The following is a 23011-nucleotide window of genomic DNA, read 5'->3' on the forward strand; positions in this document are numbered from 1 at the left end:
ATGTGCAAATGGCGCACTGTGATGCAAGCACGCCACATTTTGCGGGTTATCACCGATACGATTCGCTCACTTTTTTTTGCTTAATATCAAGACTGTCGCGTTTGAAGGAACACTGTTCCAAATAAAAGAACGCCAGGCGGTCCACCCGATCCCTTTATGGGTTCATTTATTGCAAAGCATTGGAGACATCATGAAATTGAAACATCACGCCTTGGCCATCGCATCGTTGGCTGCTCTCGGCATCGTTACAACTGCACATGCTGCCAAAGTTGGCGCTGATTTTGAGGTCTACGGTAACCTGTACCCCCAGTACCAAAGCAGTTCATATGATGGTGGCACAAGCACTGCAACCAGCGCTTTGCCCAAAGCGAGTAAATCAACCGCATTGGTCGACAAAACCCAAGTCACACCTGTGAACTCCTACATCGGCTTCAAGGCTTCACGCAAGTTTGGCGAAGTTCGTGCAGGTTTTGACCTTCAAGGCAACATCAGCATCGACGAAAATGCCAAAGATGCTGGCTTCACGACCAAACCCCGCGATGCTTTTGCGTTTGTACAGCACGAAAAACTCGGTACGGTCTCCATGGGTCAAATGGACACCATTTACAAAAAGTACGGCGACCGTGTCCGCATGCTGGGCGTCAGCTCTTCCAACTTTGTATCAACAAGTACGGTTGCCTCGGATGTGAGTTGGAAAAGTACTGCCAACTTCAATACCCGCATTGGTCAACAGCTGGCCTATGAAACACCACGCCTGAACGGTTTCCAAGCTGGTTTTTCAGAAGCTAAGCCATGGAATGCAGGTGCTGCAGTCCCCTCGAAAAAATTGTCTTCGGTGGGCGCCAACTGGACCAACGGCACATATTACGTAGGTTTGGCACAAGAGACACACAAAGCTTACCTTGCTGCCGGCAACGACAAAGACACGGGCAATCGTTTGAGCTTGGGCTACAACGCTGGCAAAGTGCGCATCGGTATGGATTTTTCAAACCTCTCGTATGACAATCCCAGCGCCACCGTCAGCAACTACAAGACCACCACTTGGCAAGTTACTGGTGAATACTCTCTGACTGAGCAATGGGTCGTTGCGGCGAACTATGCCAAGGGCAATAAAGGTAGCTGCACATTGGTCAGCAACGCTTCTTGCTTGACCGATGGTTTGGGCGGCAACATGGTCAGCTTGGGTGCACGTTACAACTACGACAAAGACATTGGCATCTTCATGCTCTACGGCAAGAAAAAAGCGAATGCCAATGCCTCCTACAACAGTTCAGCTGCAACCATGTTCGGCGGTTCTTTGACCGACTTGGCTGTCGGCGTACAGTTCAAGTTCTGATCTAGCAACTCCAAAGTTCAATTGACACGGATGCTCCTCACAGGGCATCCGTTTTTTTATGTCGATGTCAGATTTGATGCCACGTCAGCTTGGCGAAACGGTCAACGCGTAGAGATCGTTTAAAGGTTTGAACTGGGTATCCCTTACTTCATCAAGAGGCACTCCACCTCTTAATGCGTTGATGCCGCAGACAGTCCGATCAAACGGTTTTTTCGCCTTGCGCAGGGATCCAGATCACCATGATGTTGGCCAAGATGATGGTGGCGGCCAAAAGGTAAAAAGCGGCCAGCAAGCCATATTGGTCGGCCACGATGCCCCCCAAGACGGGGGCGATGGCTTGTGCACCGGATTGCATGCCAAACATCAAGCCAATGGCGGTGCCACCCATGTTCTTGGGCGTGGCTTCCAACATCCAAGCTTGCATGATGGGCCTGGCCGCGTACAAGAAGAAACCCAACACCGCAATCAAGAACACAAACAGAGGGGTGCCGCCAGCAAAGGTCATGAGCAACAACACCACGCCACTGACGCCAAAACAAGACACCAAAATCGTTTTACGCCCCATGGTGTCTGATAAGTGCCCTGCAATGGGCGCTGCGATGAAACCGGCCAATTGCAGCATGGCCAAAATCACGCCAACCCAAAAGATGTCGTAGTTCATCTCTTTGGCCAAATACAAGGGCAAAAAGGTGAGCAAAGTGCCTTGCGTCATGGAGCGGAACGAAGAGCTCAGGGTCAACATGAACAAGCCCGGCGTACGCATCAGGCTTTTCAAGCCGGCAACGTAACTCGTCATGCTCTGACCGTCTTTGGCTTCATTCAAGGGTGGGGTTGAGCGAGGCTCGACAGCACCTTTGCTGGCAACAGGTTCAGACAAGGGCTTGTTTTTGGGTGCCAGGGTCAGCGCTCCCAAAAAGTACAGGATCAAAAAGGCCATCGCAGCACCAGGCAGCACGTTCAGCACCACAATCTCTCGCCAGGTGAGCGTGGTCAACAGCACACCAACCGCCAAGGGCGCCAAGGCATCACCCACATTACCGCCCATGCCATGCAGAGACAAAACAAAGCCTTTGCGGCTAGGGAACATGCGGCCCAGCAACGGAATAGCGGTCGGGTGCCAGAGGTTGTTGCCAATGCCGACCAACATGACACACAGCAAGAGCATCCAGTAAGCGGTCGTGAAACCCATCAGCAAATAGGGAAAGCCGACCCAGAAAAGGGACAAGGCCATGAGCTGCCCTTTTTTGCCCCACACATCCACCAACATGCCGCCTGGCACATTCGAGATGGCACCCGCCGCGTATTGGCAAGTCATGATGAAACCAATTTGGCTGTAGCTCAAACCCATCTCACTGCCAATCAAGGGCAGCAGCATGTAAAAGGTGGCGGGGTACCAGTGGGTCAGTGCGTGACCCAAAATGATCAAACCCATGTTGCGCGATTCGAGTCGCGTCATCCCGGTCAATAAAGCAGTGCTCATGATTTGCCTCCACGCATGACGATTTCATCGTAAAGCTTGCGCCATTTTTCCCGGTTGTCCAAGCTTTCCACCGGGTCAACAAAGTTGATCTTGAATTTGCGCAGGTCCGATGTGACCTTGGTGTTGCTGGGCAAGTACTCCAAATCGGCAAAGGCTTGTTGACCCTCGCCCAACAGGTAGTCCATGAAGAGGGCTGCAGAAGCTGGCTTGGGTGCGTTGCGCATCATGCCCACCGCATTGGCCCGTGCCACAGCGGGTTGCAAGACCACCCAGTCAATGGGCGCGCCTTTTTTCTTCAGTTGCTCAGGCATGTAGTTGTAAACCGTCATGGCCAAGGGCACCTCACCGGCGCCCACCATGTTGGTCAGGTTGGTGTGGCCTTTGCGCACCGAGATGCCGTTCACGGTGGCCAAATCGCGAAAATACTTCAAACCGTTGGCTTCGCCCATGGACTTCACCACCGTGACAAACCAATCGATGTTTTCAACCTCATAACCCAATTTGCCTTTCCACTTGGGGTCGAGCAAATCGGCATAGGTCTTGGGTGCGTCGGCTTTTTTGACCGCGTTGGTGTTGTAGGCTTGCACCCACAGTGAGTAAATGGTGGACGCCCACTCACGGTGCTCCGGCACACTGCCTGGCATCAGGTCTGCGAAGTGTGGCGAAGACACTTTTTGCAGCACTTTTTCTCGCGACAAGGCTTCCAGCTCGACAGCACCCGCGTGCACCAAATCGGCCGTGTAGCGCCTGGCTCTGTTTTCATTGAGCGTGCGGTTGAGCACGCTGTCGCCACTGGCACGCCAAGTGTTGACCTTGATGCCGTATTTTTTCTCAAACGGCTCAATGATCGGCTTGAGGTCTTTTTCGGCGATCGATGTGTACATCGTCAAGGAGCCCTCGGCTTTGGCCGCTGCAAGCAGCTTGGCTGCACGGTCCGGGGCGGTGCTGGTCAGCAAGGCCGGATCAAAGGCCTGCGCCTGTGCCCACATGGGCAAGGCGAAGAGGCTCCAGATGGCCCATTTTTTGGCGCGTTGCTTGAAAGATTGTGCTTGGCTCATCTGTGTCTCCAGTCCAATGAAAAAAGGGAAAGAAGCCAGAGGTTTCTTTCCCAATTCAAGTTCGGTGAATCAACCTTTACGGCTGAACACCTCTTCGTAAATACGGCTCCATTTGTTGCCGTCGTCCAACGTGACTTTGGGGTCGGCAAATGTCAAAGGCATTCTGTTCAATGTGGAGGGCACTTTGGTGCTGACGGGAATGAAGTCCCGCTTGCCCAAAATGGCTTGGCCTTCAGACAGCTCAAAATCATGGAACAAGATCGCCGCATGGGGGTTGGGGGCGTTCTTCGCCACGCCGTTGCCGTTCGGGCGCGCAACGGTTGGATCTAAAGAGAACCACTCCACGGGTGCTCCCGTATTTTTCATCTGCTCGATTTTGTAGTTGTACAGCGTCAAGCCGAGCGGCACCTCACCCGAAGCCACCAAGTTGGCCAGCAGGGTATGGCCTTTGCGCACCGAAATCGCATTTTTACGTGCGATTTCTTTGAACAAGGCGATGCCTTTTTCTTCGCCCATTTTCATGACGGTTTCGGCCAACCAGTCGCTGTCTTCGGCCTCAACCGCCAACTTGCCTTTCCATTTGGGGTCCAGCAAATCGGCGTAGGTCTTGGGCAGGTCTTCTTTTTTGACCAGCTTGGTGTTGTAGGCACAGGTGAAGATGTTGAGACGCGTGGCAATCCACTCCTTGTGGGGGCGGATGGCTTGCGGAATGAGGTCGACCAGGTGAGGTGACTTGCACTCTTGCAACAACTTTTCACGGGACAGAACTTCCAACTCAGGACCGTTGGTTTCGAAAACATCCACCTCATACCGTTTGGCTCGTGCTTCCAACAATCCGCGTTGCAGGATTTTTTCAGAACCGCTGCGCCAGACTTTGGCCTTGACACCATAGCGCTGCTCAAACGCGCTGGTCAAAGCACCGATGTCGTCCACAGGCATCGAGGTGTAGATGCTCACTTGACCTTCTTTGCGCGCACCTTCCACCAGTTTGTTCAGGCGGTCTTGGCCCGTCAAGCTGGCCAAACGGGCCAACAAAGCGGGTGATGGTTGGGCTTGCGCCGAAGCGAAAGCACCGGTTCCCAGCGCCAAAGCGCCCGCTTGAACCAACTGCCTGCGCGTCAAATTGAATGCGTTCATGGTGTTTCCTGTCCGTCGGCTGCTTCAGTTCTTCGGGGGCAATGTGGGCAATTCGGCTTGGTAGGCCTCGTCCATGCGCGGTGTCATCCCGTGCTTGGTCAATGCGTCGGCAAAACGCGTGCGCACAGCTTGGCTTTCGTCGGCGTAATCGATTTGATCACCCCCAATTCGGCGGCTGATCCAGGCCTTGGGAACACCTTGTGCATTGCGCACCGAGACGACTTCGTGCTTGAACGCCAAATAGCGCGCAGGCGTGGCACCCGTGTTGAAGTGCTGGTGGAACCACATGTTGGGCGGCACGATCATGGAGCCGACTTCCCAGTCGTATTGGCGAGGCTCTTCGCCCTCTGGCCACATCAAGCTGTAACCCTCACCACTCAAAATGATGACGTGAGCGCCGGGTCCGTGGCAATGGGCTTTTTTGTAGGTGCCAATGGGGAACTGCGAAATGTGGCTGTTCATGGAGCCGCGCGCCATGTTGAAGCGGATGTGACCGCCCCCTGCGCCACGCTCTTTGGCGCTGATCAAAGGCAAATTCACGGCATCCGCCACGAAGTTGGTCTCGAGCAACAAACCTTTTTGCTCACCCTTGCCACTGAAGTAGTCGGGCTCGCCGCTGAAGCGGTTGTCAAAGTCGTGCTTGGTGTTGAAGACAAAGTTCAGGTCTTCGTACAAGTTGATCACGGGTGGGCCATTGGTCACGGCCACAAACCGTGCCGCATCTTTGCCAGAACCGTTGAAGTGCTGGTGCGAGCAGTTGAGCGGGATGGCGAACAAAGCGCCCGCTTGCCATTCGAAAGTGATGCGGTGACCTTGGTCATTCCAGACTGTGGTGGAGCCACGGCCTGAAAGCACATAAATCATTTCCTCGAAAATCTGGCGCTGTGGCTCCAGTTGTTTTCCGGGGGCGATTTCAACCACATAACAATCGTTGGATGTGCGTGAAGCCTCGTGGTTGATGTAAACACCTTTACCACCACGGCGAGCCCAGGGCTTGAGGTCCACCGTGTTGAGGTTTCGCACATAGTGGGCGCTGATGATGTCCAGCCCCTCGTCTTTCACCCAACGGGTGTAAGGCGTTTCTTTTTCAGTAGCGAACTTCGAAGCCAAGTCTTCGGATACGAGAGCGTCTTTTGCCATATCGTGAATTTATTATTTAAAAGGAGATCCCTGCCAGACCTGTTTACTTGCGCAGATATTTCAGGATTTTTTCGCCATCCAACACCACCGAGGGGTCGAACTCGGGTGCATTTTCGAGTTGCTCCAAGTCGTTCAAGCCGCAATACTTGAAGATGCGGTTGATAGATGAAATCATGCGCACTGGGCGGTCTGGGTCGGCATTGAAGTGCTGGTGAATGGTGTTTGGTGGGATGTAGACCACATCACCGGCTTCCCATTCGTAGCGCTTGATCTCGTCCTGAGGTTTCCAGTGGTACGTGTCAGTGATTTCCACATCGCAATCTTGGTGCAGGTCATAACCACGGCCTTCCAAGATGTACACACACTCTTCGGCCAAGTGGCGGTGCTTACCGGACTTGCTGCCTGGCGGAATGATTTGCATGTAAGCGTCAACCGTCTCAATGCGCGTGTTCATCGACTCGTTGAGCAAGTGCTTGAGCAGGCCTTGACGGGCCATTTCCCAAGGCATGTTCTCGGGGTGCACCACTTTGTGACGCTTCGAGTTGCGCGCTGGCATTTGCTCTGCATCGTTGAGCAGACCTTGGTAATACTGTCCCTGCTCATTGCCTTTGAGCCATGATTTTGATTCGTCCCAAGCCATTTCAGTAACCTCCCTTTGGGTGATTGAAGTCATCTTCGTCATTGCGGGCTTTGAAGCCCTCGCCGCCTGGTGCGGGTTCGCTGGGGCGTGGTTCCACTTGGTGCTGGAACAACATGTTCATGAACATGTACATCGGCTTGGTTTTGATCACCAGGGCACGGGCAGGGCGCTCGCTGCTGGCGTTGAAGTGCTGGTGCACGCAGTTGTTGTGAACCACAGCAATGTCACCGGCTTTCCAGTCGTAACGGATGCCGTCGTGGATTTCGTAGCCCGTGCCATCCAAAATGTAAAACGCGGCTTCGTTCACATGGCCGTGCTTTTGAGAATTGCCACCGGGGCCGTACTCTTCCAAGTGCATGTGGAAAGTCTGGGTGATGCCATCCTTGGGTTCCACATAGTGACGGCTGAAAGCTTGAGGACCATCGTTGAATTTGATGTCTTTGCCTTTGCGAACCCGTGGCATGGCGCGCAAGCGCTTGAGCTCATCGTTCAGGTTGTAAGGGCCCGCAATCGCGCGCACAAACGTGCGGTCTTTTTTGCTGTGGTAATGCGATTCATTGGGAACGAATTCCGCGGAAGCCGCTTGTTGCTTGTCATCACTCATGGTGATTCTCCTTTTCAAAAAATAATGCCTCAGGCATGGCCCTTGATCACGATGCAATCTTTGGGGTCCAGCACAATGTGGATGGGGTGATCAACCGGTGTCATCTGGCTGGGGTGTACGCGCGCCATCATGACTTTTTCACCGACTTTGACCTGGAAATCCAGCACTTCGCCCAAGAAAATCTTGGCAAATACGGTGCCGTGGCAATGGTTGTTGTGCGCCAGTTGTGGCACCTCTTCACTCAAGAAGACGTCCTCCGGCCGAACGCAAACCTGGACTTGCTCACCCACCACAAAACCGCTGCGCAATGGCGCTTGCAAGACACCAATTTCGGTGTCGATCACCATCATGCTGTTGGGGGCGTTCAGGTCTTTGACCGTGCCCTTGACGAAGTTGATGCTGCCCACAAAGTCGGCCACAAACTCGCTGTTGGGTGTTTCGTAAATTTCTCGGGGTGTGCCGCGCTGGACGATGCGGCCATCGCGCATCACAGCGATTTCGTGCGAAAGCGCCAAGGCTTCCGACTGGTCGTGTGTGACATAGATGGTGGTGATACCCATCTCGCGCTGGATTTTTTTCAGCTCAAAGCGCATTTTTTCGCGCAACTTGGCATCCAGGTTAGACAAGGGTTCGTCGAGCAACAAGAGTTTGGGCTCCATGACCAAAGCGCGCGCCAAAGCCAGACGTTGTTGTTGGCCACCGGACAAACGGGTGGCATCACGGTCGCGGTATTGCGCCAACTCCACGGCCTCCAAGGTGCGCATGACCTTGGTTTCAATTTCTTTGGCCGTGTAATTTTTGTTGCCCACCTCCAGCGGGAAACTGGCGTTTTGGAACACCGTCATGTGCGGCCAAATGGCGTAGGACTGAAAGACCATGCCAAAGCCGCGTTTGTTGGGCTGTACAAACACATTTTTTTGGGAACTGTAGACCGCTACCCCTGCGACCTCAATCTGACCCGCTGTGGGCTTTTCCAAACCGGCAATCGAGCGCAGGGTGGTGGTTTTGCCGCAACCACTGGGGCCAAGCAGGGTGAACAATTTGCCTTCAGGGACCTCAAAGCTCACATCTTGTGCGGCTTTGACGATGGCACCCTTGTCGCTGACGTATTCTGTAAAAAGGCTGTTAACTGTTAACACGTTTTTTTCCTATTCAAGTCTGTTGCGAAAAGGGCTCAGCCCTCTTTGACGCCAAAGCGTTTACCTGCGGCCTGAGCCAGGCCCACCAACACCAGCAAAATTAAGATGAACAACACGCTGAGCGCAGACAACTCGACGTATTGACCGTTTTCCCACAGCTCCCAAATGCTGATGGAGATCACTTCATTGCCAGGGCTGTAAAGCAAGATGGACGTGGACAGTTCGCGAATCGACACAATCATCACGTAGATCCAACCCGCAATGAGGCCCGGTTTGAGCAGCGGCAAAATGATGCGGCGGAACACGGTGAGCCAACTGGCACCACTCATGCCTGCCGACTCTTCGAGGTCTTTGTGGATTTGGATCATGGAGGTTGTGGTGTAGCGCATGCCGTAGGGCATGAACCGCGTGATGTACGCCAACAAAATGATCCAGAACGTGCCGTAAATGCCGATGTCAAAGGTCAGATAAAAAATCATGATCGAGACACCCAAGACCAAGCCCGGGAACACCATGGGCAATGAAGCCATGTTGTCCAGCAACCAACGGCCTGGAATTTTGGTTTTCACCACGATCCAGCTGATGACCGATGCAATCAGCATGACCACTGTGGCCGTTGTCACGGACATCCACAAACTGTTCAGAGCGGCTGCCCGGATGTTGTCAGAGCCCAGCACGTAGCGGTAACCGTCCAAGGTGATGTTTTTCATCGCCTCCATGGAGGGCGGTGCATAAAACTTTTGAAGCGATGACCACAACAAAACCAAGAAGGGCAAAACCACAATCAACAAAAAGTAGACGATGAAAATGCCCAGTGTCAGGTAGCGCCATGGGCCCAGATCAATCGTCCGGGGTCTAAAGCCTTTACCCGTCACAGTGGAGTACTTGTTACCACTCGACGAAATACGGGCCTGCACATAAATGCCGCCTGTGGTCATCAACAAGAGAATGACGGAATACGCTGCTGCCAAACCGATTTGACTCGGGTACTGGTGGATCGCCTGGTAAATGGCGGAGGTGAAGACCTGAATGCCGGCAGGCAAACCCAGCAGGGCTGGGACTTCGAACGATTCAATGGCGCGGATGAACAGTGTCAGCACGGTGGCCAAAATCGCAGGGAAGGCGAGCTTCAGCGTGATTCGATACAAGGTATTGAGGACGCTGGAGCCGCTCATGGTCGCGGACTCTTCGAGCGAAGGATCCATGGCACGAAAGGCCGATGACATCAACAAAAACGCCATGGGCGAGTAGTGCAAACCGTCGACCCAGATCATGCCCCACATGGAGTAGATGTTGAAAGGTGGCGTGTCCAAACCAAACCATGACTGGAGGACCAAGTTGATCAAGCCAATCTTGGGGCTGGCCAACATGATCCAAGCGATGGTGAACAAAATGCCCGGAATGATCAGCGGAACGATGGACAGGGCATAAAACAAACGCCGCATGGGCGTGTTGGTTCGCTCATTGATCCAAGCCAATGTGGTGCCCAAAACGAAAGCCACCAGCGAGGCCCCAAATGCAAATTGAACGGAATTCCAAAAAATGGCCACCGTTTCGGGATTCGAATAGGCGGTGGCATAGTTGCCCAAGGTGAAAACCGACGGTGCTGAATTGGTTTCAGGCGTGTGAAAGCTTTGCCAAATCATGAACCCGAATGGCACCAAGGCCAACACGGCGACAACGGCCAAACACCCACCAATCACCAACCACTTGGCATCGAACCTTTGCCACCAGGGCGGCGGCGCAGTTCCCGCTTCAAAGCTTTGCACGAATTGCTCTCCTCGCAGTAACGACTGCATTTTTGAGTTTCAACAACTGAAATTGAATGTTCTTGTATGCGGAACCAAGATCCACATACAGGGACATTCTCAATTAAGCTTGATCTCCCGCTTGAAGTCAACACGTTTAATTCCGGGTTTTCCCTTGTATGAATTTCTGTTTTTGAGACCCACATGGACCTTGAGTGCAAAAAAATAACACTCTCTTGAATTCTTTCATGAAGAACGATGTTCTTTAAAGTGGAACTTGAGTATGATGGTTAAAACGAGTTTTTATTGCCCCATGGAACCCAAAATTTCTCAAAGCCCCCGCCTGTCTTCTGTGACAGCGGCCGTACGCGTTCTGAAATGCTTTTCAGAGGTAGAAACAGAAATCGGCATCAGCAGCTTGGCCAAGCGCCTGGATTTGGCCAAAAGCACGGTTCACCGCTTGGCCGTTACTTTGACCAGCGAAGGCCTGCTCGAGCAAAACCCAGAATCCGGCAAGTACCGACTCGGCATCAATTTGTTCGTGATGGGCGCTTTGGTTCGCCGCAGGCTCGATGTGTCGAACACGGCACAGCCGTTTTTGAATGTTTTGAGGGAGCGCACGGGCGAGACGGTGCACTTGGCGGTCATGACCGACACCAACATCATTTACCTCTACAACCTCGAAAGCCGTCAAGCGATTCGCATGAAAAGCTACATCGGCACCATCAAGCCCGCCATCGTGACCTGTGAAGGCCGCGCCATTGTGGCTTTTTCGGGCGGGGCCATGATTGGCAAGATTTTGTCGGGTCCCTTGGTTCAGCGAACCCCGGGTACAGAGATTGACCCGGTCAAGTTGTCCAAGATGCTCGACGCCGTGCGGCACAACGGTTATGCCATCGACGACGAAGAATCTGAGCAAGGCATGCGGGGAATCGGGGCACCGATCCGTGACGTTTCAGGCAATGTGGTCGCGGCCATTGGCATTGGTGGGCCCAGCCAGCGTTTGACCCTTAAAAAGCTGCGCAGCCTGTCGACCGAATTGATCAACACCGCCGACGCCATTTCTACGCAACTGGGTTATCGCCCTTGAGGGCTTTTTCTCCACCGCCACAGCCACCGTTACAAGCCATGTCCAATTGTTCTCAACGCGTCCACATTGCAGGCAGTGACCTGTCTTTTTCTTGCCAACCCGGCGACACGATTTTGCGTGCGGCTTTGCGCGAAGGCTTGGCGTTTCCCTACGAATGCAATGTGGGCTCGTGTGGCAATTGCAAATTCGAATTGCTGGAAGGTGAAGTCAAGTCTTCTTGGGCTGAAGCGCCCGGCTTGAGTGAAAAGGACAAACTCAAAAACAAATGGCTGGGTTGCCAAACCCACGCCTTGGGTGATTTGCAAATCAAGCTGCGCACGGCCGACAAATACAAACCGGTGCACACGCCCTTGAAAACCGAGGGCTGGCTCAGAGGTTCACGCCCCATCACCCACGACCTGTCCGAGTTCCGTTTTGAGCTGGCCGAGCCCATGGCATTCTCATCTGGGCAATACGCACTGCTTCAGATGGCCGGCATTCAGGGGCCGCGTGCTTACTCCATGAGCACACAAGGCGGCAACGCGAAGGTCATCGACTTCCAGGTGCGCCGCACCCCTGAGGGTGTGGGCTCTTCAGCACTCTTTAACTTGCCTTTGGGTGAACGCGTTGAGATCGATGGGCCTTATGGCATGGCTTACCTCCGAGAAGATGCACCACGGGATATTTTGTGCATTGCGGGCGGTTCGGGCTTGGCGCCCATGGTGTCTGTGGCGCGCGGTGCGTTGAACAGCCCCCAATTGGAAAATCAACGGTTGCATTTTGTCTATGGTGCGCGCACCACTCGCGACGTCTGCGGCCTGGACATGCTGGAAACACTGGACGCTTGGTCAACACGCGGCCATTACCAAGCGGTCATTTCAGGTGCCACGGCAGATGCGCCCCTGCAAGCAGGTCAATTGCAAGGGTTCGCCCACGATGCCGTCAATGACATCTGGGGGGACCGCCTGGCCGACATGGAAATTTATTTTGCTGGACCGCCTTTGATGGCGCAATCTTTGATCAAGGTGTTGGTGGACCGGAAAGTGCCGATGGACCAAGTGCACTTCGACCAGTTTTATTGATTCTTGAATCTTCTTTTTACCGCCCAACACGTTTTCCCATGAGTTCACAAGACACCCCCAAGCCCAACGTCCATTCTGTGCAGGACCATCAATATGGGCAGGACTATAGCCATACGCACGATGGTGAGTCAGACCACGACCATGACCACGATTTCGCGGGCGATGACCCCTCTCAAGAATCCTTGTGGCGTCAAGACAATGTGATCTTGCACAGTGTGGGCATCGACGTGGGCTCTTCGGGCACGCAGGTGGTGTTTTCACGCATCCACCTGCGCCGCATCGCCGAAGATTTGTCGAGCCGTTACACGGTGGTCGAACGCACACCGATTTACCAGTCACCCATTTCCCTGACGCCTTACCAAAGCGACACCTTGATGGACGCCAAGGCCTTGGGCGCCATCATCGACAAGGCTTACCAAGAATCGGGTTTGCACCCGGACGAAGTGGACGCGGGTGCGGTGATCCTCACCGGTGAAGCCTTGCGCCGCGAAAACAGCGAGTCGATTGCGGCCGTGCTGGCAGAACAAGGTGGGGAGTTTGTGTGCGCGACAGCCGGTCACCACATGGAGTCCATGCTGGCGGTTTACGGTTCAGGCGCAGCCAAACGCAGTTACGACGACAAGCAACGTATTTTGAACATCGACATTGGCGGTGGCACCACCAAGTTGGGTTTGGTTCAAAACGGTGAATTGGTGGCCACTGCAGCGGTTCACTTGGGCGGCCGTCTGATGGTGGTGGACGAAAAAAATACCCTCACCCGCTTGGACCCGGCGGGTCAATATTTGGCCAAACAGGCGGGCTTTGATTGGGCGGTCGGCCAACAGGTCAGCCGAAACCAACTGGCCCAAGTGGCAGGCTGGATGGCAGACGCCTTGATGCGCGTCTTGACCCAACGCTTCACACGCGAAGATCTGGAACACCTGTTCTTGACCGACCCGGTGGAAGACTGGGGCCAGTTGGACGGCATCATGTTCTCTGGCGGTGTCGGTGAATACGTGTACCGCCGCGAAATGCGCGACTTCGGCGACCTGGGCAAATTGTTTGGCGAATCGGTGCGAAACCGGATTGACCAATCGGCCTTGTCTGCGCCTTTGCTGCCAGCGGGTGAGTGCATTCGCGCGACGGTTTTGGGGGCCTCTGAATACAGTGTGCAGCTCAGTGGCAACACGACCTACATTTCTGAACCCGCCATCTTGCTGCCCCGCAAAAACCTGCAGGTGATCCCGCTCAATCTCGCGCTGGGCCCTGTGATTTCCAGTGACGAGATCGCCACGGCTTTGCGTCAATCTTTCCGCAGACACGACTTGGTTGAAGGTGCACAAGACGTTGCGGTGTCTCTGCGCTGGGCGGGCGCCCCATCGTTTGACCGCCTGTCGGCGTTGGCGCGAGGTCTTCTGGATGCCTTGCCTGAGTCATTGGCTCAAAAGCGACCCATTTATGTGGTGGCGGATGGCGACATTGCGCACAATTTGGGGCATTTGCTCAAAGAAGACGAGCGCATGCAAAGCGAAGTCTTGGTCATTGACGGCGTGACCTTGTGGGGCTTTGACTTTGTGGACCTGGGCCGCATCCGCATGCCCTCATGGACTGTGCCCGTGACGGTCAAGTCGCTGGTTTTTAATGAAGACCCCAGAGCCCATGGCAAGTCGGACGCTGGTGAATGGCATGCCCACGAAGATGGCCACATGCACCGCCATGCCAAGGCGCACACACATGACCACGGACACGATCACGGTCACTCCCATGCACACGGTCATGAGCACGCACACGGTCATGATGACCACGGGCATGACCACCACCACCCGCACGCGCATGAACACGGCCATGACCACAGCCATGACCATGACCATGCGCACGATCACAAGCCCAAGACATAAACAAACGCTTCAGCCCGGCGGGATTGGCCGGGCGTTTTTTTCACTTGAAGTGTGACAAATTAAAGGATCATCACATCATGGACACAACAGCTTCTCTTTGGGTGACATTGAGTTTGTTGATGGCTTTGGGCTTTCGACATGGCCTGGACCCCGACCACATTGCCACGGTGGATGGTCTGACACGCATGCGTTACAAGGCCAACGCTTATTGGTCGGCTCGCCTGACGGGATTCCAGTTCGCTTGTGGTCACAGCTTGACGATTTTGCTGGCCACCTTGATCTTTTATTGGCAAGGTCTGCAGTTGCCACAGTGGCTGGACCAAGTGGGTCTCTGGGTGTCGACGGTATTTTTGGTCTGGCTGGGCTTGGCCAATTTGCGCAACTTTTTCTCGCCTCATCCACATCAACACATCAGCAGCCCCGTGCAACGCATCATCTTGAAAGCCTTGGGTCCGTTTGCGCACCCCATGGGGGTTGGCTTTGCGTTCGCCATCTCATTTGACTCCTTGGCCCAAGCGGGTTTGATGGCGGCCAAAGGGCATGAGCTGGGTGGCTTGTGGATGATCGTCTTGCTGTCGGTCAGCTTTGGTCTGGGCATGATGCTGGCCGATACCGGCAACGGTTTGCTCATGCACTGGCTGGTCCAGCGAAGCGATCAAATGGCCAATCAGGTGGGCCGTTGGATGAGCGGCCTGGTGGGTGTCATGTCCTTGATGGTGGTTTTTGTTGGCCACACCAGCGCTTACCTTCCTACGCTGGACAGCATTTGGGATGCCTGGGGTGGCTACATTGGCGCAGGTTTGACTTTGACCCTGCTGCTGGCTTATGCCCTTGGCCGTTGGCACTTCCAGCACAAATCGCCCGCACTGAGCGCCCATTGAACACCTTGGACCTGGCCAATGCTTGGCGAATGGCCGTTCAACTCGTTGGCTGCAAATGGGCATGGTGAACACCATCGCCATGGTCGTGCCCCGCATCGGTTTCACTTCGGTGCATCGGCAAAATTTGGACCTGGCCATGGCGTACACCCGTTTGAGCGATCACCTTGTGTGCAAATTGACGGACTTCTTGGGTGCGGCCTTTTAAAAATGCCACTTCCAAGCAATGGTCATGGTCCAGGTGCATGTGCATGCTGGAAATGCTCAAGTCGTGCTGGTCGTGCTGAATGTGTGACAAACGCTCGGCCACGGTTCGGTCGTGGTGGTTGTACACATAACCCATATAGGCCACGCAATGGAGCGTTTCGTTTTTTTGCACCGCGTCTTGTGAATGCCATCCTCGAATCAAATCGCGCATGGCTTCAGAGCGGGAGGCGTAACCGTGTCGCTGCGTCAGTTCATCCAAAATAGTGGCCAACTCAGGCTCAATGGAGATGGTGATGCGTTCCATGCAGGTGCTTTCCCTTTTGACAAACCCCTTGTGCGGCGACCGTCGCCCATCTTCAGGATCTGTTTTTGATGAATGATACGCAGACTGACCGGAGAATCCCTGTTTACTTGCTCACCGGCTATTTGGGCAGTGGCAAAACCAGTTTGTTGAAGTCTTGGATGACCTCGCCATTGTTGCAAGATGCTGCACTGGTGATCAATGAGCTGGGCGAGGTGGGTTTGGACCACCAATTGCTGAGCAGCGCCAGCGAAAGCTCCGCCGCCTTGATCGCCAATGCCTGTGTATGTTGCACCGGTTTGCCTGGCTTGGCGCAATCCCTCGAGGATTTGTTTTGGGCGCGCCTAGAACGGCGCATTCCACGCTTTCCCAACTTGGTCATCGAGACCACAGGATTGGCAGAACCCGGGCCCGTCAGCCAGGTTTTGCTGGACAACGATTTGCTGCAAGAGCGTTACCGCTTGGCAGGCGTGATCACCTGTTTGAGTGCTTCCACGGCACACCAAGTCCTGGAACGCCATGCTGAAGCACGCGCACAGCTGCAAGGTGCCGACCTGTTGGTGATCACCAAAACCGACACAGTCAGCCCAGAAGCACTGCGCCAATTGACGCTGAAAATTGAGCACCAGCTGGTGCACTTGAATGGCCATGAGGCGGGACGCACACAGGTCGCCACATCCGCCCATGCCAACTTCAGTGCCGATCAGATGCTGCACGCTCTGAGCAAGGGATCGGCCAAAAATGAACATGAACATGAACATGAACATGAACATGAACATGAACATGATCACGACCACGACCACGACCACGACCATGGTCACACGCATGATCACCAACACTCGGCTGAAGCCTATTTTTGGCCCATGCCCGAAGCCCTGACGCCACTCACTTTGCCATCACGGATCGCTGAATTGCAGCAATGCCTTGGCGATCGTTTGTTGCGCTTAAAAGGCAGGATTGAAACCTCTGAGGGTCCTCGCTTGGTTCAGCTCGCACCCTTCGAACCCTTGGCCTGCATCACAGCCGATGACTTGTCCACGGCACCACAAGAGCCCAAAGGGCTGACCTTGATCGTGGCTTTGCCTTTGAGCCCCGCTCAACAGCAGCGCTTGACGGCACTGCTGGGTTCCTGAAATTTTCAGCGAAAAAAAACCAGGTCCGACAACCTGGTTTTTAATTTTTTCAGTTTGACAGCGGTCAAAGCCAAGGGTCAATGGTCATGTGAATCGCATCGGACGCACCTTCGCCCACCAGCGTGCGCAAGGCGTATTCGGTCTGGTCCAAACCAAAGGTGTGGGTGCTCATTTCTTTGACGTTGTGTCGGTTGCCCGCAATCAGTTGCAAAGCCAACTCGACCGACTCGTAGCTGTGGCCCCGCATGCCTTTGACGTTCAGGAACTTCGCAATGATCATGTCGCTGTCGAACATGGGCACTTTTTGTCGTTTGATGCCGCCCAAAATCACGGTGCCTTTTTTACGGGCCAATTGCAAAGCACTGACCACAGAGGCGGTGCCCCCTGAAGCGCAGTCAATGACCAGATCGGCCATCTGACCCCCCGTGATGTCCGCCACGGTCTCCAGCAGGTCCTGCTCACCAATCGCCACGGTATGGTGTGCACCCAAACGCTTGGCCAATGCCAGACGCTTGAGGTCGGTGGGGTTGTTCAAACCGGTCACGATGATGTTGGCCACACCGGCTTCGCGCGCCGCAATCACACACGACAAGCCTTGTTGACCCGGGCCTTGGATCAGCACGGTTTGGCCGGGTCCTGCGCCGCCTTGCAGATAGGTCCACTCGATGCCGTTCGACATGGGCAAAGCCAGTGCGGCGTACTTGGGATCAACGCCTTGCGGCACTTTGTGAAAGACCGTGTTCATGTGCAGCTCTTGGTACTGCGCAAAACCACCCCACAAACCAGAGCCCACGCTCAAACCTGTCGCGCCATACCGTGGGCCGCCCAAACGCCAGTCGGTGGCGTTGCACAAGCGGAAATCACCACTGCGACAAAAGTCGCAATGTCCGCAAGGCAGGTATTCCTCCAAAGCCACCAAGTCGCCTTCTTTGACGCCCCACTTCGGGCCGGCAATGGCGCCCACCTCTTGCACATAGCCCACGGTTTCGTGACCCAAAATGGTGGGGCCTTTCATCTTGGGCAGGTCTTGGAAAAACATCCAGTCACTGCCGCAGACGCCGGTGATCGCCACCTTGAGCAAGCCCGCATTGGGCTGTGGTTCGGGGGTTTCGAAGTTGCGAATGTCGATGCGACTGTCTTGCAGCGCAACAGCGGCTTTAAAGCTAAGACCCATGGGAGAGCTCCAGTTCAGAAAATGGCTTCAAACGGTGGCGTGTGGTTTGCCAGGTTCCGCACGGAATGCGTCTTTGGCAGCCTCTTTGAAGACCAAATCGCGCTTGAGCAAAACAGCCACGGAACGGATTTTTTGATGCTCAGGATCGAGCCCTGGCAATTTGAAATCCGGATCAGCGGCCAGCGCTTTGGCGGCTTTCATCAGGCGTTGGCGGGTCATGATGATGCCGTTGTCTGTGGACACCAAGTTCTCTTTGGTTCGGTCTTGAATGGCGCCCATGCTTTCCTGCAAAGAGGCGTCTTGCATGCCAATGCCTTCGATGCCGCTGTACAAGCTGCCTTCGCGTTGCGCTTGGCGGTCCATGAGGTAATCGTTTTCTGCGCGCTGCAAAGGCACGTAGTTTTTGTCAACCAAAACGTGGATGCTGGCGCCGCCAATCATGGCTTGGCGCTCGGCGTCGGTCAGCGGACGTGTGGGGTGGTAGTCAAAGCTCCATGTCCAGCAGGTGGTGTCGTTGATGGGCACCCAAAAGTGGCCGTGCACCGGGTGATCACCGCGGGGAGGCACCATGGTGAAGCAAGGCATGATCCATGGCGTCACTCGCCAGTAGTACTGGTCGTCCTCGGCATTGCGGCGCGCACCCACCAGCAAACCGCCATCGGCTTCCACCACCTCAAAGACTGGGCTCAAATCGTTCAAGTTGTACTGGTTGCCCTTGGCGCCCTTGAACAAGGGGTCACGGCTGAGCGAGGCGCTGTGCAAGAAGGACACATGGCTGGAGTCGATGCCGCCTTCCAAGGCTTGCAACCAGTTGGTGGCCTGCAAACGCTTGGACATGTAGGAGTGAGACAAAGGCAAGGTGGCGAACTCCCACTCAGGCAATGCAGGTTGACGCTCGGGTGGGCCCATGTAAACCCAAATCACGCCACCCCGCTCGACCATGGGATAGGACTTGAGCTTGATGCGATCGGCATAACCGCTGTTGGGCTCGGAAGGCACTTCTATGCACTGGCCCGTGATGTCGTATTTCCAGCCGTGGTAAGGGCAACGGATACCGCCTTGTTCGTTGCGGCCAAACCAAAGTGACACACCACGGTGTGCACAAAACTCATCGACCAAACCCAGGCGGCCCTCTGTGTCGCGGAAAGCCAGCATTTTTTCGGACAACAACTCCAGTCGCACGGGCTCGCAATCAGGGCTTGGCAGCTGCTCGGACAAGAGAGCGGGCAACCAATAACGGCGGAAAACTTCGCCCATCGGCGTGCCGGGGCCAGTTTGCGTGACCAAGTCGTTTTGTTCTTTTTTCAACATGCTTGTATCTCCTGATACTGAATACGGGTACTTAAAAAACAGCACCCTGATGGGGTGCCCGGGCGGGATAAAAAATCGTTCTTCATGAAGGAACATGGTTCTTTCATTCGAAACAAGGTTATCATTGCAAACTTGTTGTTGTCAACCGGAGATTCACTATGACAGGTCCATGCAAATATCTCTCACTCTGCAAATCATCGGAAGTGGCACCGGGCAAAGCCATCAAGATTGAGAAGGATGGACTGACGCTGGCCGTGTTCAATATTGAAGGTGAGTTCTTCGTCACCGACGACGTTTGCACACACGGTCCGGGTTCTTTGTCTGAAGGTGAAATCGACGGCGACGTGGTGGAGTGCGATTTTCACAACGGTTCGTTTAACATCAAAACAGGTGAAGTGGTGTCCCCACCTTGCATGATTCCGCTGAAGACCTACAAAGCGCGCCTCAATGATGGCGCTGTAGAAATCGAGAGCTGAAAGCACAATCCCGCTACACCAAAACGGCCCTGACAGGGCCGTTTTGCTTTGTCGCATCAAAACCCATCAATCGGTTTTGACTTGTTTCACCATGGGCGCCCACTGCTTCATCTCAGAGGCAATGAACTGGTTAAAACGTGGCACATCAAAATCAAATGTTTCCATCGAGGTTTTGTTCAGTTGCTCTTGTGCTTGAGGGGAGCTCATGACCTTTCGCACGGCGGTGTTCAGGCGCGCCACCAACTCGGGCGGCATGCCAGGAGGGCCGGACAACGAGAACCAAGTGACACCGGTGAGCGAGGGGTAACCCAGCTCCGTGAATGTCGGCACATCGGGGAATGCGGGCAAGCGCTTGGAAGAAGATGCGGCAAGCAAACGCACTTTGCCGGACTTGACCTGGGTGGCCGCGGTGCTCAAAGTGGTGAAAGAAGCGGGAATGTGACCTGCCACCAAGTCCGCCACCGCAGGCGCCGCACCTTTGTAGGAAATGTGCTGCATGGGTGTCTTGGTCAAGACTTCGAAGGCCTCGCCGATCAGATAGCCGTGGGTGCCTTGGCCGGGTGATCCCCAGCTGATGCCTTTGGGTGTGGCCTTGGCCATGCTGATAAAGCTTTTGACGTCGGTCGCGCTGACACTGGCATTGACCGCCAATGCGATCGGCGGGCCACCCAAAATCGCAATGTGGGTGAAGTCTTTGATGGGATCAAAGACTTTGGGGTTTTCAAGGGGCGCAATGACGTGCGAGGCCACGCCAGACACCACCAAGGTGTAGCCATCTGGGGCTGACTTTGACACCATTTGGGATCCGAGGACCCCGCCAGCGCCACCTTTGTTTTCGATGATGAAGGTCTGCTTGAAGATGTCACCCAAGCCATTGGCCACCAATCGACCCAAGGCATCCGAGCTGCCACCCGCAGCAAACGGCACAATGATTTTGACCGGCTTGGTGGGCCAAGCGGCGTCTTGGGCAAAAACGGTCAAGGGTGCCAAGGCGATCGGCAAGGTGGCCGCCAGCAAGCAAATAGAGGATCGAAAATTCATTGAAATCTCAAGGTTTGAAGGGTGCTCAGAAGCGCTGATTTTTCTTCATTCAGCTTTGCGCGTGATTCTCGGTGCGTCAGAAAAACTGTCAATAGGGACATTACGTAGTGGCGTGAAGACAGGTCACAGACCGTGTGTAAAACCGCCCTGTTTTTCATGCTGGCGCTGCGCATGCAACCCGGCTTTTAAGCACTCGCACGCGCGTGTTGCAAGGCCTCGCGCAACACCTTCAAATCGCCGATGTGGTTGGCCAGCAGCAAGATCAAGCGCGCGTTGAACGCTTCACTTTGCTCGTCACTCAGACCACTGTGCGCGTCGATCAAGTTTTCGTAAAACTCATCACCCGGTGAAAAGTCACGGAAAAATCGGCGGCCAGTTTCGTGAAAGTGAGGGTCTGTTTTCAGGGCTGTTTGTGTGTCGTTGCTCATGTCAGTCCTTTGTGCATTTCAGGCTTGGCCAATTTGAGCGCCCAAGGCGCGAGCCAATGCGGCTTGCAGCTGGACGGTGCCCAAGGTGCGCCAGCGGGCCACCACATGCTGGTCGGGGCGCAGCAGGTAAGTGGTGCCGTTTTTGGCGTCGTATCGTTTCGCGACCAGGCCTTGGCTGTCGACGATGACGTTCATGCCGGGGATGTTCATGGGGCTGGACGCAACGATGAGGGGAGTCACTTGGACGGGCTCATTCGCTTGCAGGGGCAAGCTCCCACAGGATGCGAGTTGCGCCAACACTTCGGGCGAAGGCGGGGCCTCGGCGAACAGCATGACCTGAAATCCCTTGCCCACTTGGTCGAGCAACCAAGCGTCTTGACCATTCACTTGCACGGGCGCATCGTCCATCGGTGCGCCGGGCACCATCTGGCCTTCAAACGCGTCGGTGTCGGGCGTGTTGAGCACCGATTCGGTCAAGAAGGACGGCATGGACAGGCGCCCCGAGTTGACCAGCTTGCGCGCAAACGGGTGGTGCTTGGCCAGCGCCAGCACCTGGTTGCGGAAGGTGCGGCTGGTGCGGCTCTTGGGCGTGATGAAGTCGGTCGAGCGCGTCGAGTTCATGATGTTCTCGTCGGCCGCAAACTGGCGGTCGTGCGCGTAGGTGTCCAGCAACTTCTCGTTGGCTTGGCCTTTGATCACCAAACCCAGTTTCCACATCAGATCGTCCGCATCCTGAAAGCCCGAGTTGGCCCCGCGTGCGCCAAAGGGCGAGACCTGGTGCGCCGCGTCGCCCGCAAACAGCACGCGGCCGTGGCGGAAGTCCGTCATGCGGCGGCACTGGAAGGTGTAGATGCTGACCCACTCCAGCTCAAAAGGCCTGTCGTCGCCCAGCATGGCCTGCAGACGCGGGATGACTTTTTCGGGCTTCTTTTCTTCTTCGGGGTCGGCGTCCCAGCCGAGCTGAAAGTCGATGCGCCAGACGTTGTTGCTCTGCTTGTGCAGCAATACGCTCTGGTTGGGGTGAAACGGCGGGTCGAACCAGAACCAGCGCTCGGCCGGGTAGTCGGCCTTCATGATCACATCGGCGATCAAAAAGCGGTCCTGGAAGACGCGGCCTTCGATGTCCAGCCCCAAGTGGCGGCGGATCGGGCTGCGAGCGCCGTCGGCCACCACCAGCCAGTCGGCCTCGATGTCAAACGTGCCTTCGGGTGTTTCCACCGTCAGCGTGGCGTACGCGTCGTGGCGCGTGACCGCGGTCACCTTGTGCTGCCAGCGGATGTCAGCGCCCAACGCCAATGCACGGGCGATCAGCATTTCTTCGACGTGGTACTGCTGCAAATTGATCATGCCAGGGCGCTTGTGGCCGGCGTCGGGCACCAGGTTGAATTGGTAAACCTCGTCCTCTTCCAAGAAGGTGCGTCCGATGTTCCAGCTCACACCCATGTTGCAGGCCTGCTCGGCGATGCCCAAGCGATCCAGAATTTCGAGCGAACGTTTGGCGTAACAAACGGCCCGCGATCCGACCGAAACGGTCTTGTCGTCGTCCAACACCAGGACGTCGAGCCCCTGCAAACGCGCGTCGATCGCGGCGGCCAAGCCCACAGGCCCTGCGCCAATGACGATCAAAGGCTTGCGCTGCGGGGGCGTCGACATCAGGTCGGCAGGCGACTTGTAGGGATAAATCGGGTTGACGTAAGCACCCATGTTTGGACTCCGGTCAGATCAAAGAACACCCTCGGGTGTGACAGGGCG

Annotated in this window: 21 protein-coding genes; 7 read left to right on the forward strand and 14 right to left on the reverse strand. The window is 55.1% G+C overall.

The window, feature by feature from the left end; all coding sequences use genetic code 11:
- Positions 1–190: 190 nt before the first annotated feature.
- Positions 191–1336, forward strand: a complete 1146-nt coding sequence (locus tag B9Z40_RS07170; RefSeq protein ID WP_100172527.1) for a porin — start codon at positions 191–193, stop codon at positions 1334–1336.
- Between the two features lie 199 nt (positions 1337–1535).
- On the opposite strand, the gene B9Z40_RS07175 is transcribed toward B9Z40_RS07170, so the two are convergent.
- The 8 genes from B9Z40_RS07175 to B9Z40_RS07210 all read right to left on the reverse strand — a co-directional run bounded on the left by B9Z40_RS07175 (position 1536) and on the right by B9Z40_RS07210 (position 10303).
- Positions 1536–2816, reverse strand: a complete 1281-nt coding sequence (locus B9Z40_RS07175) for an MFS transporter (RefSeq protein ID WP_199172501.1) — start codon at positions 2814–2816, stop codon at positions 1536–1538.
- Complete coding sequence (locus tag B9Z40_RS07180; RefSeq protein ID WP_100172528.1) at positions 2813–3874, reverse strand: ABC transporter substrate-binding protein; 1062 nt, start codon at positions 3872–3874, stop codon at positions 2813–2815. Before B9Z40_RS07180 ends, B9Z40_RS07175 begins: the two co-directional genes overlap by 4 nt.
- A 69-nt stretch (positions 3875–3943) precedes the next feature.
- A complete protein-coding gene (locus B9Z40_RS07185; protein WP_100172529.1) occupies positions 3944–5011 on the reverse strand; it encodes an ABC transporter substrate-binding protein in 1068 nt (355 codons plus the stop codon).
- 24 nt (positions 5012–5035) lie between these two features.
- Positions 5036–6151 carry a cupin domain-containing protein gene (locus tag B9Z40_RS07190; protein WP_100172530.1) on the reverse strand — a complete coding sequence of 372 codons (1116 nt, stop codon included), beginning with the start codon at positions 6149–6151 and terminating at the stop codon, positions 5036–5038.
- Positions 6152–6194: 43 nt separating this feature from the next.
- Entirely contained in the window at positions 6195–6791 is a 597-nt protein-coding gene (locus B9Z40_RS07195) for a cupin domain-containing protein (RefSeq protein ID WP_100172531.1), read from the reverse strand.
- 1 nt (position 6792) lies between these two features.
- Complete coding sequence (locus B9Z40_RS07200; protein WP_100172532.1) at positions 6793–7395, reverse strand: cupin domain-containing protein; 603 nt, start codon at positions 7393–7395, stop codon at positions 6793–6795.
- A 29-nt stretch (positions 7396–7424) separates the two neighbouring features.
- Positions 7425–8534 (reverse strand): ABC transporter ATP-binding protein, encoded by a 1110-nt coding sequence (locus B9Z40_RS07205; RefSeq protein ID WP_100172533.1) that lies wholly within the window; start codon positions 8532–8534, stop codon positions 7425–7427.
- Between the two features lie 35 nt (positions 8535–8569).
- Positions 8570–10303 (reverse strand): iron ABC transporter permease, encoded by a 1734-nt coding sequence (locus tag B9Z40_RS07210; RefSeq protein ID WP_233204818.1) that lies wholly within the window; start codon positions 10301–10303, stop codon positions 8570–8572.
- A 292-nt stretch (positions 10304–10595) separates the two neighbouring features.
- Between B9Z40_RS07210 and B9Z40_RS07215 the strand changes: the two genes are divergently transcribed.
- From B9Z40_RS07215 to B9Z40_RS07230, 4 genes are all read left to right on the forward strand, one after another.
- A complete protein-coding gene (locus B9Z40_RS07215; RefSeq protein WP_100172535.1) occupies positions 10596–11372 on the forward strand; it encodes an IclR family transcriptional regulator in 777 nt (258 codons plus the stop codon).
- Positions 11373–11410: 38 nt separating this feature from the next.
- Positions 11411–12433, forward strand: a complete 1023-nt coding sequence (locus tag B9Z40_RS07220) for a 2Fe-2S iron-sulfur cluster-binding protein (protein WP_100172536.1) — start codon at positions 11411–11413, stop codon at positions 12431–12433.
- Positions 12434–12471: 38 nt separating this feature from the next.
- Positions 12472–14310 (forward strand): ethanolamine ammonia-lyase reactivating factor EutA, encoded by a 1839-nt coding sequence (locus B9Z40_RS07225; RefSeq protein WP_100172537.1) that lies wholly within the window; start codon positions 12472–12474, stop codon positions 14308–14310.
- A 77-nt stretch (positions 14311–14387) separates the two neighbouring features.
- A complete protein-coding gene (locus B9Z40_RS07230; protein WP_100172538.1) occupies positions 14388–15191 on the forward strand; it encodes a hypothetical protein in 804 nt (267 codons plus the stop codon).
- A 37-nt stretch (positions 15192–15228) separates the two neighbouring features.
- Here B9Z40_RS07230 and nikR read toward each other — a convergent pair whose 3' ends face one another.
- Entirely contained in the window at positions 15229–15699 is a 471-nt protein-coding gene (nikR, locus tag B9Z40_RS07235; protein ID WP_100172539.1) for a nickel-responsive transcriptional regulator NikR, read from the reverse strand.
- A 68-nt stretch (positions 15700–15767) separates the two neighbouring features.
- On the opposite strand from nikR, the gene B9Z40_RS07240 reads away from it, so the two are divergent.
- Positions 15768–16829 (forward strand): GTP-binding protein, encoded by a 1062-nt coding sequence (locus B9Z40_RS07240; RefSeq protein WP_100172540.1) that lies wholly within the window; start codon positions 15768–15770, stop codon positions 16827–16829.
- Positions 16830–16893: 64 nt separating this feature from the next.
- On the opposite strand, the gene B9Z40_RS07245 is transcribed toward B9Z40_RS07240, so the two are convergent.
- Together B9Z40_RS07245 and B9Z40_RS07250 are read right to left on the reverse strand one after the other, a co-directional pair.
- Positions 16894–18003: a zinc-binding dehydrogenase gene (locus tag B9Z40_RS07245; protein ID WP_100172541.1), complete on the reverse strand. Its 1110-nt coding sequence runs from the start codon at positions 18001–18003 to the stop codon at positions 16894–16896.
- 27 nt (positions 18004–18030) lie between these two features.
- Positions 18031–19314, reverse strand: coding sequence for an aromatic ring-hydroxylating dioxygenase subunit alpha (locus tag B9Z40_RS07250; RefSeq protein WP_100172542.1), 1284 nt, complete (start codon positions 19312–19314; stop codon positions 18031–18033).
- 158 nt (positions 19315–19472) lie between these two features.
- Here B9Z40_RS07250 and B9Z40_RS07255 point away from each other — a divergent pair, with 158 nt between their 5' ends.
- Entirely contained in the window at positions 19473–19790 is a 318-nt protein-coding gene (locus tag B9Z40_RS07255; RefSeq protein WP_100172543.1) for a non-heme iron oxygenase ferredoxin subunit, read from the forward strand.
- 66 nt (positions 19791–19856) lie between these two features.
- Here B9Z40_RS07255 and B9Z40_RS07260 read toward each other — a convergent pair whose 3' ends face one another.
- From B9Z40_RS07260 to B9Z40_RS07270, 3 genes are all read right to left on the reverse strand, one after another.
- Positions 19857–20831: a tripartite tricarboxylate transporter substrate binding protein gene (locus B9Z40_RS07260; RefSeq protein ID WP_100172544.1), complete on the reverse strand. Its 975-nt coding sequence runs from the start codon at positions 20829–20831 to the stop codon at positions 19857–19859.
- 185 nt (positions 20832–21016) lie between these two features.
- A complete protein-coding gene (locus B9Z40_RS07265; RefSeq protein WP_100172545.1) occupies positions 21017–21259 on the reverse strand; it encodes a DUF2783 domain-containing protein in 243 nt (80 codons plus the stop codon).
- 18 nt (positions 21260–21277) lie between these two features.
- Complete coding sequence (locus B9Z40_RS07270; RefSeq protein ID WP_100172546.1) at positions 21278–22963, reverse strand: FAD-dependent oxidoreductase; 1686 nt, start codon at positions 22961–22963, stop codon at positions 21278–21280.
- Positions 22964–23011: the final 48 nt, after the last annotated feature.

Origin of the sequence: Limnohabitans sp. 15K, assembly GCF_002778285.1 — a bacterium.
Classification (GTDB): domain Bacteria; phylum Pseudomonadota; class Gammaproteobacteria; order Burkholderiales; family Burkholderiaceae_C; genus Limnohabitans_A.

Coding starts and splice junctions, on each gene's coding strand:
- B9Z40_RS07170 (WP_100172527.1), top strand. CDS start 191: ATGAAATTGAAACATCACGCCTTGGCCATCGCATCGTTGGCTGCTCTC.
- B9Z40_RS07175 (WP_199172501.1), bottom strand. CDS start 2,816: ATGAGCACTGCTTTATTGACCGGGATGACGCGACTCGAATCGCGCAAC.
- B9Z40_RS07180 (WP_100172528.1), bottom strand. CDS start 3,874: ATGAGCCAAGCACAATCTTTCAAGCAACGCGCCAAAAAATGGGCCATC.
- B9Z40_RS07185 (WP_100172529.1), bottom strand. CDS start 5,011: ATGAACGCATTCAATTTGACGCGCAGGCAGTTGGTTCAAGCGGGCGCT.
- B9Z40_RS07190 (WP_100172530.1), bottom strand. CDS start 6,151: ATGGCAAAAGACGCTCTCGTATCCGAAGACTTGGCTTCGAAGTTCGCT.
- B9Z40_RS07195 (WP_100172531.1), bottom strand. CDS start 6,791: ATGGCTTGGGACGAATCAAAATCATGGCTCAAAGGCAATGAGCAGGGA.
- B9Z40_RS07200 (WP_100172532.1), bottom strand. CDS start 7,395: ATGAGTGATGACAAGCAACAAGCGGCTTCCGCGGAATTCGTTCCCAAT.
- B9Z40_RS07215 (WP_100172535.1), top strand. CDS start 10,596: ATGGAACCCAAAATTTCTCAAAGCCCCCGCCTGTCTTCTGTGACAGCG.
- B9Z40_RS07220 (WP_100172536.1), top strand. CDS start 11,411: ATGTCCAATTGTTCTCAACGCGTCCACATTGCAGGCAGTGACCTGTCT.
- B9Z40_RS07225 (WP_100172537.1), top strand. CDS start 12,472: ATGAGTTCACAAGACACCCCCAAGCCCAACGTCCATTCTGTGCAGGAC.
- B9Z40_RS07230 (WP_100172538.1), top strand. CDS start 14,388: ATGGACACAACAGCTTCTCTTTGGGTGACATTGAGTTTGTTGATGGCT.
- nikR (WP_100172539.1), bottom strand. CDS start 15,699: ATGGAACGCATCACCATCTCCATTGAGCCTGAGTTGGCCACTATTTTG.
- B9Z40_RS07240 (WP_100172540.1), top strand. CDS start 15,768: ATGAATGATACGCAGACTGACCGGAGAATCCCTGTTTACTTGCTCACC.
- B9Z40_RS07245 (WP_100172541.1), bottom strand. CDS start 18,003: ATGGGTCTTAGCTTTAAAGCCGCTGTTGCGCTGCAAGACAGTCGCATC.
- B9Z40_RS07250 (WP_100172542.1), bottom strand. CDS start 19,314: ATGTTGAAAAAAGAACAAAACGACTTGGTCACGCAAACTGGCCCCGGC.
- B9Z40_RS07255 (WP_100172543.1), top strand. CDS start 19,473: ATGACAGGTCCATGCAAATATCTCTCACTCTGCAAATCATCGGAAGTG.
- B9Z40_RS07260 (WP_100172544.1), bottom strand. CDS start 20,831: ATGAATTTTCGATCCTCTATTTGCTTGCTGGCGGCCACCTTGCCGATC.
- B9Z40_RS07265 (WP_100172545.1), bottom strand. CDS start 21,259: ATGAGCAACGACACACAAACAGCCCTGAAAACAGACCCTCACTTTCAC.
- B9Z40_RS07270 (WP_100172546.1), bottom strand. CDS start 22,963: ATGGGTGCTTACGTCAACCCGATTTATCCCTACAAGTCGCCTGCCGAC.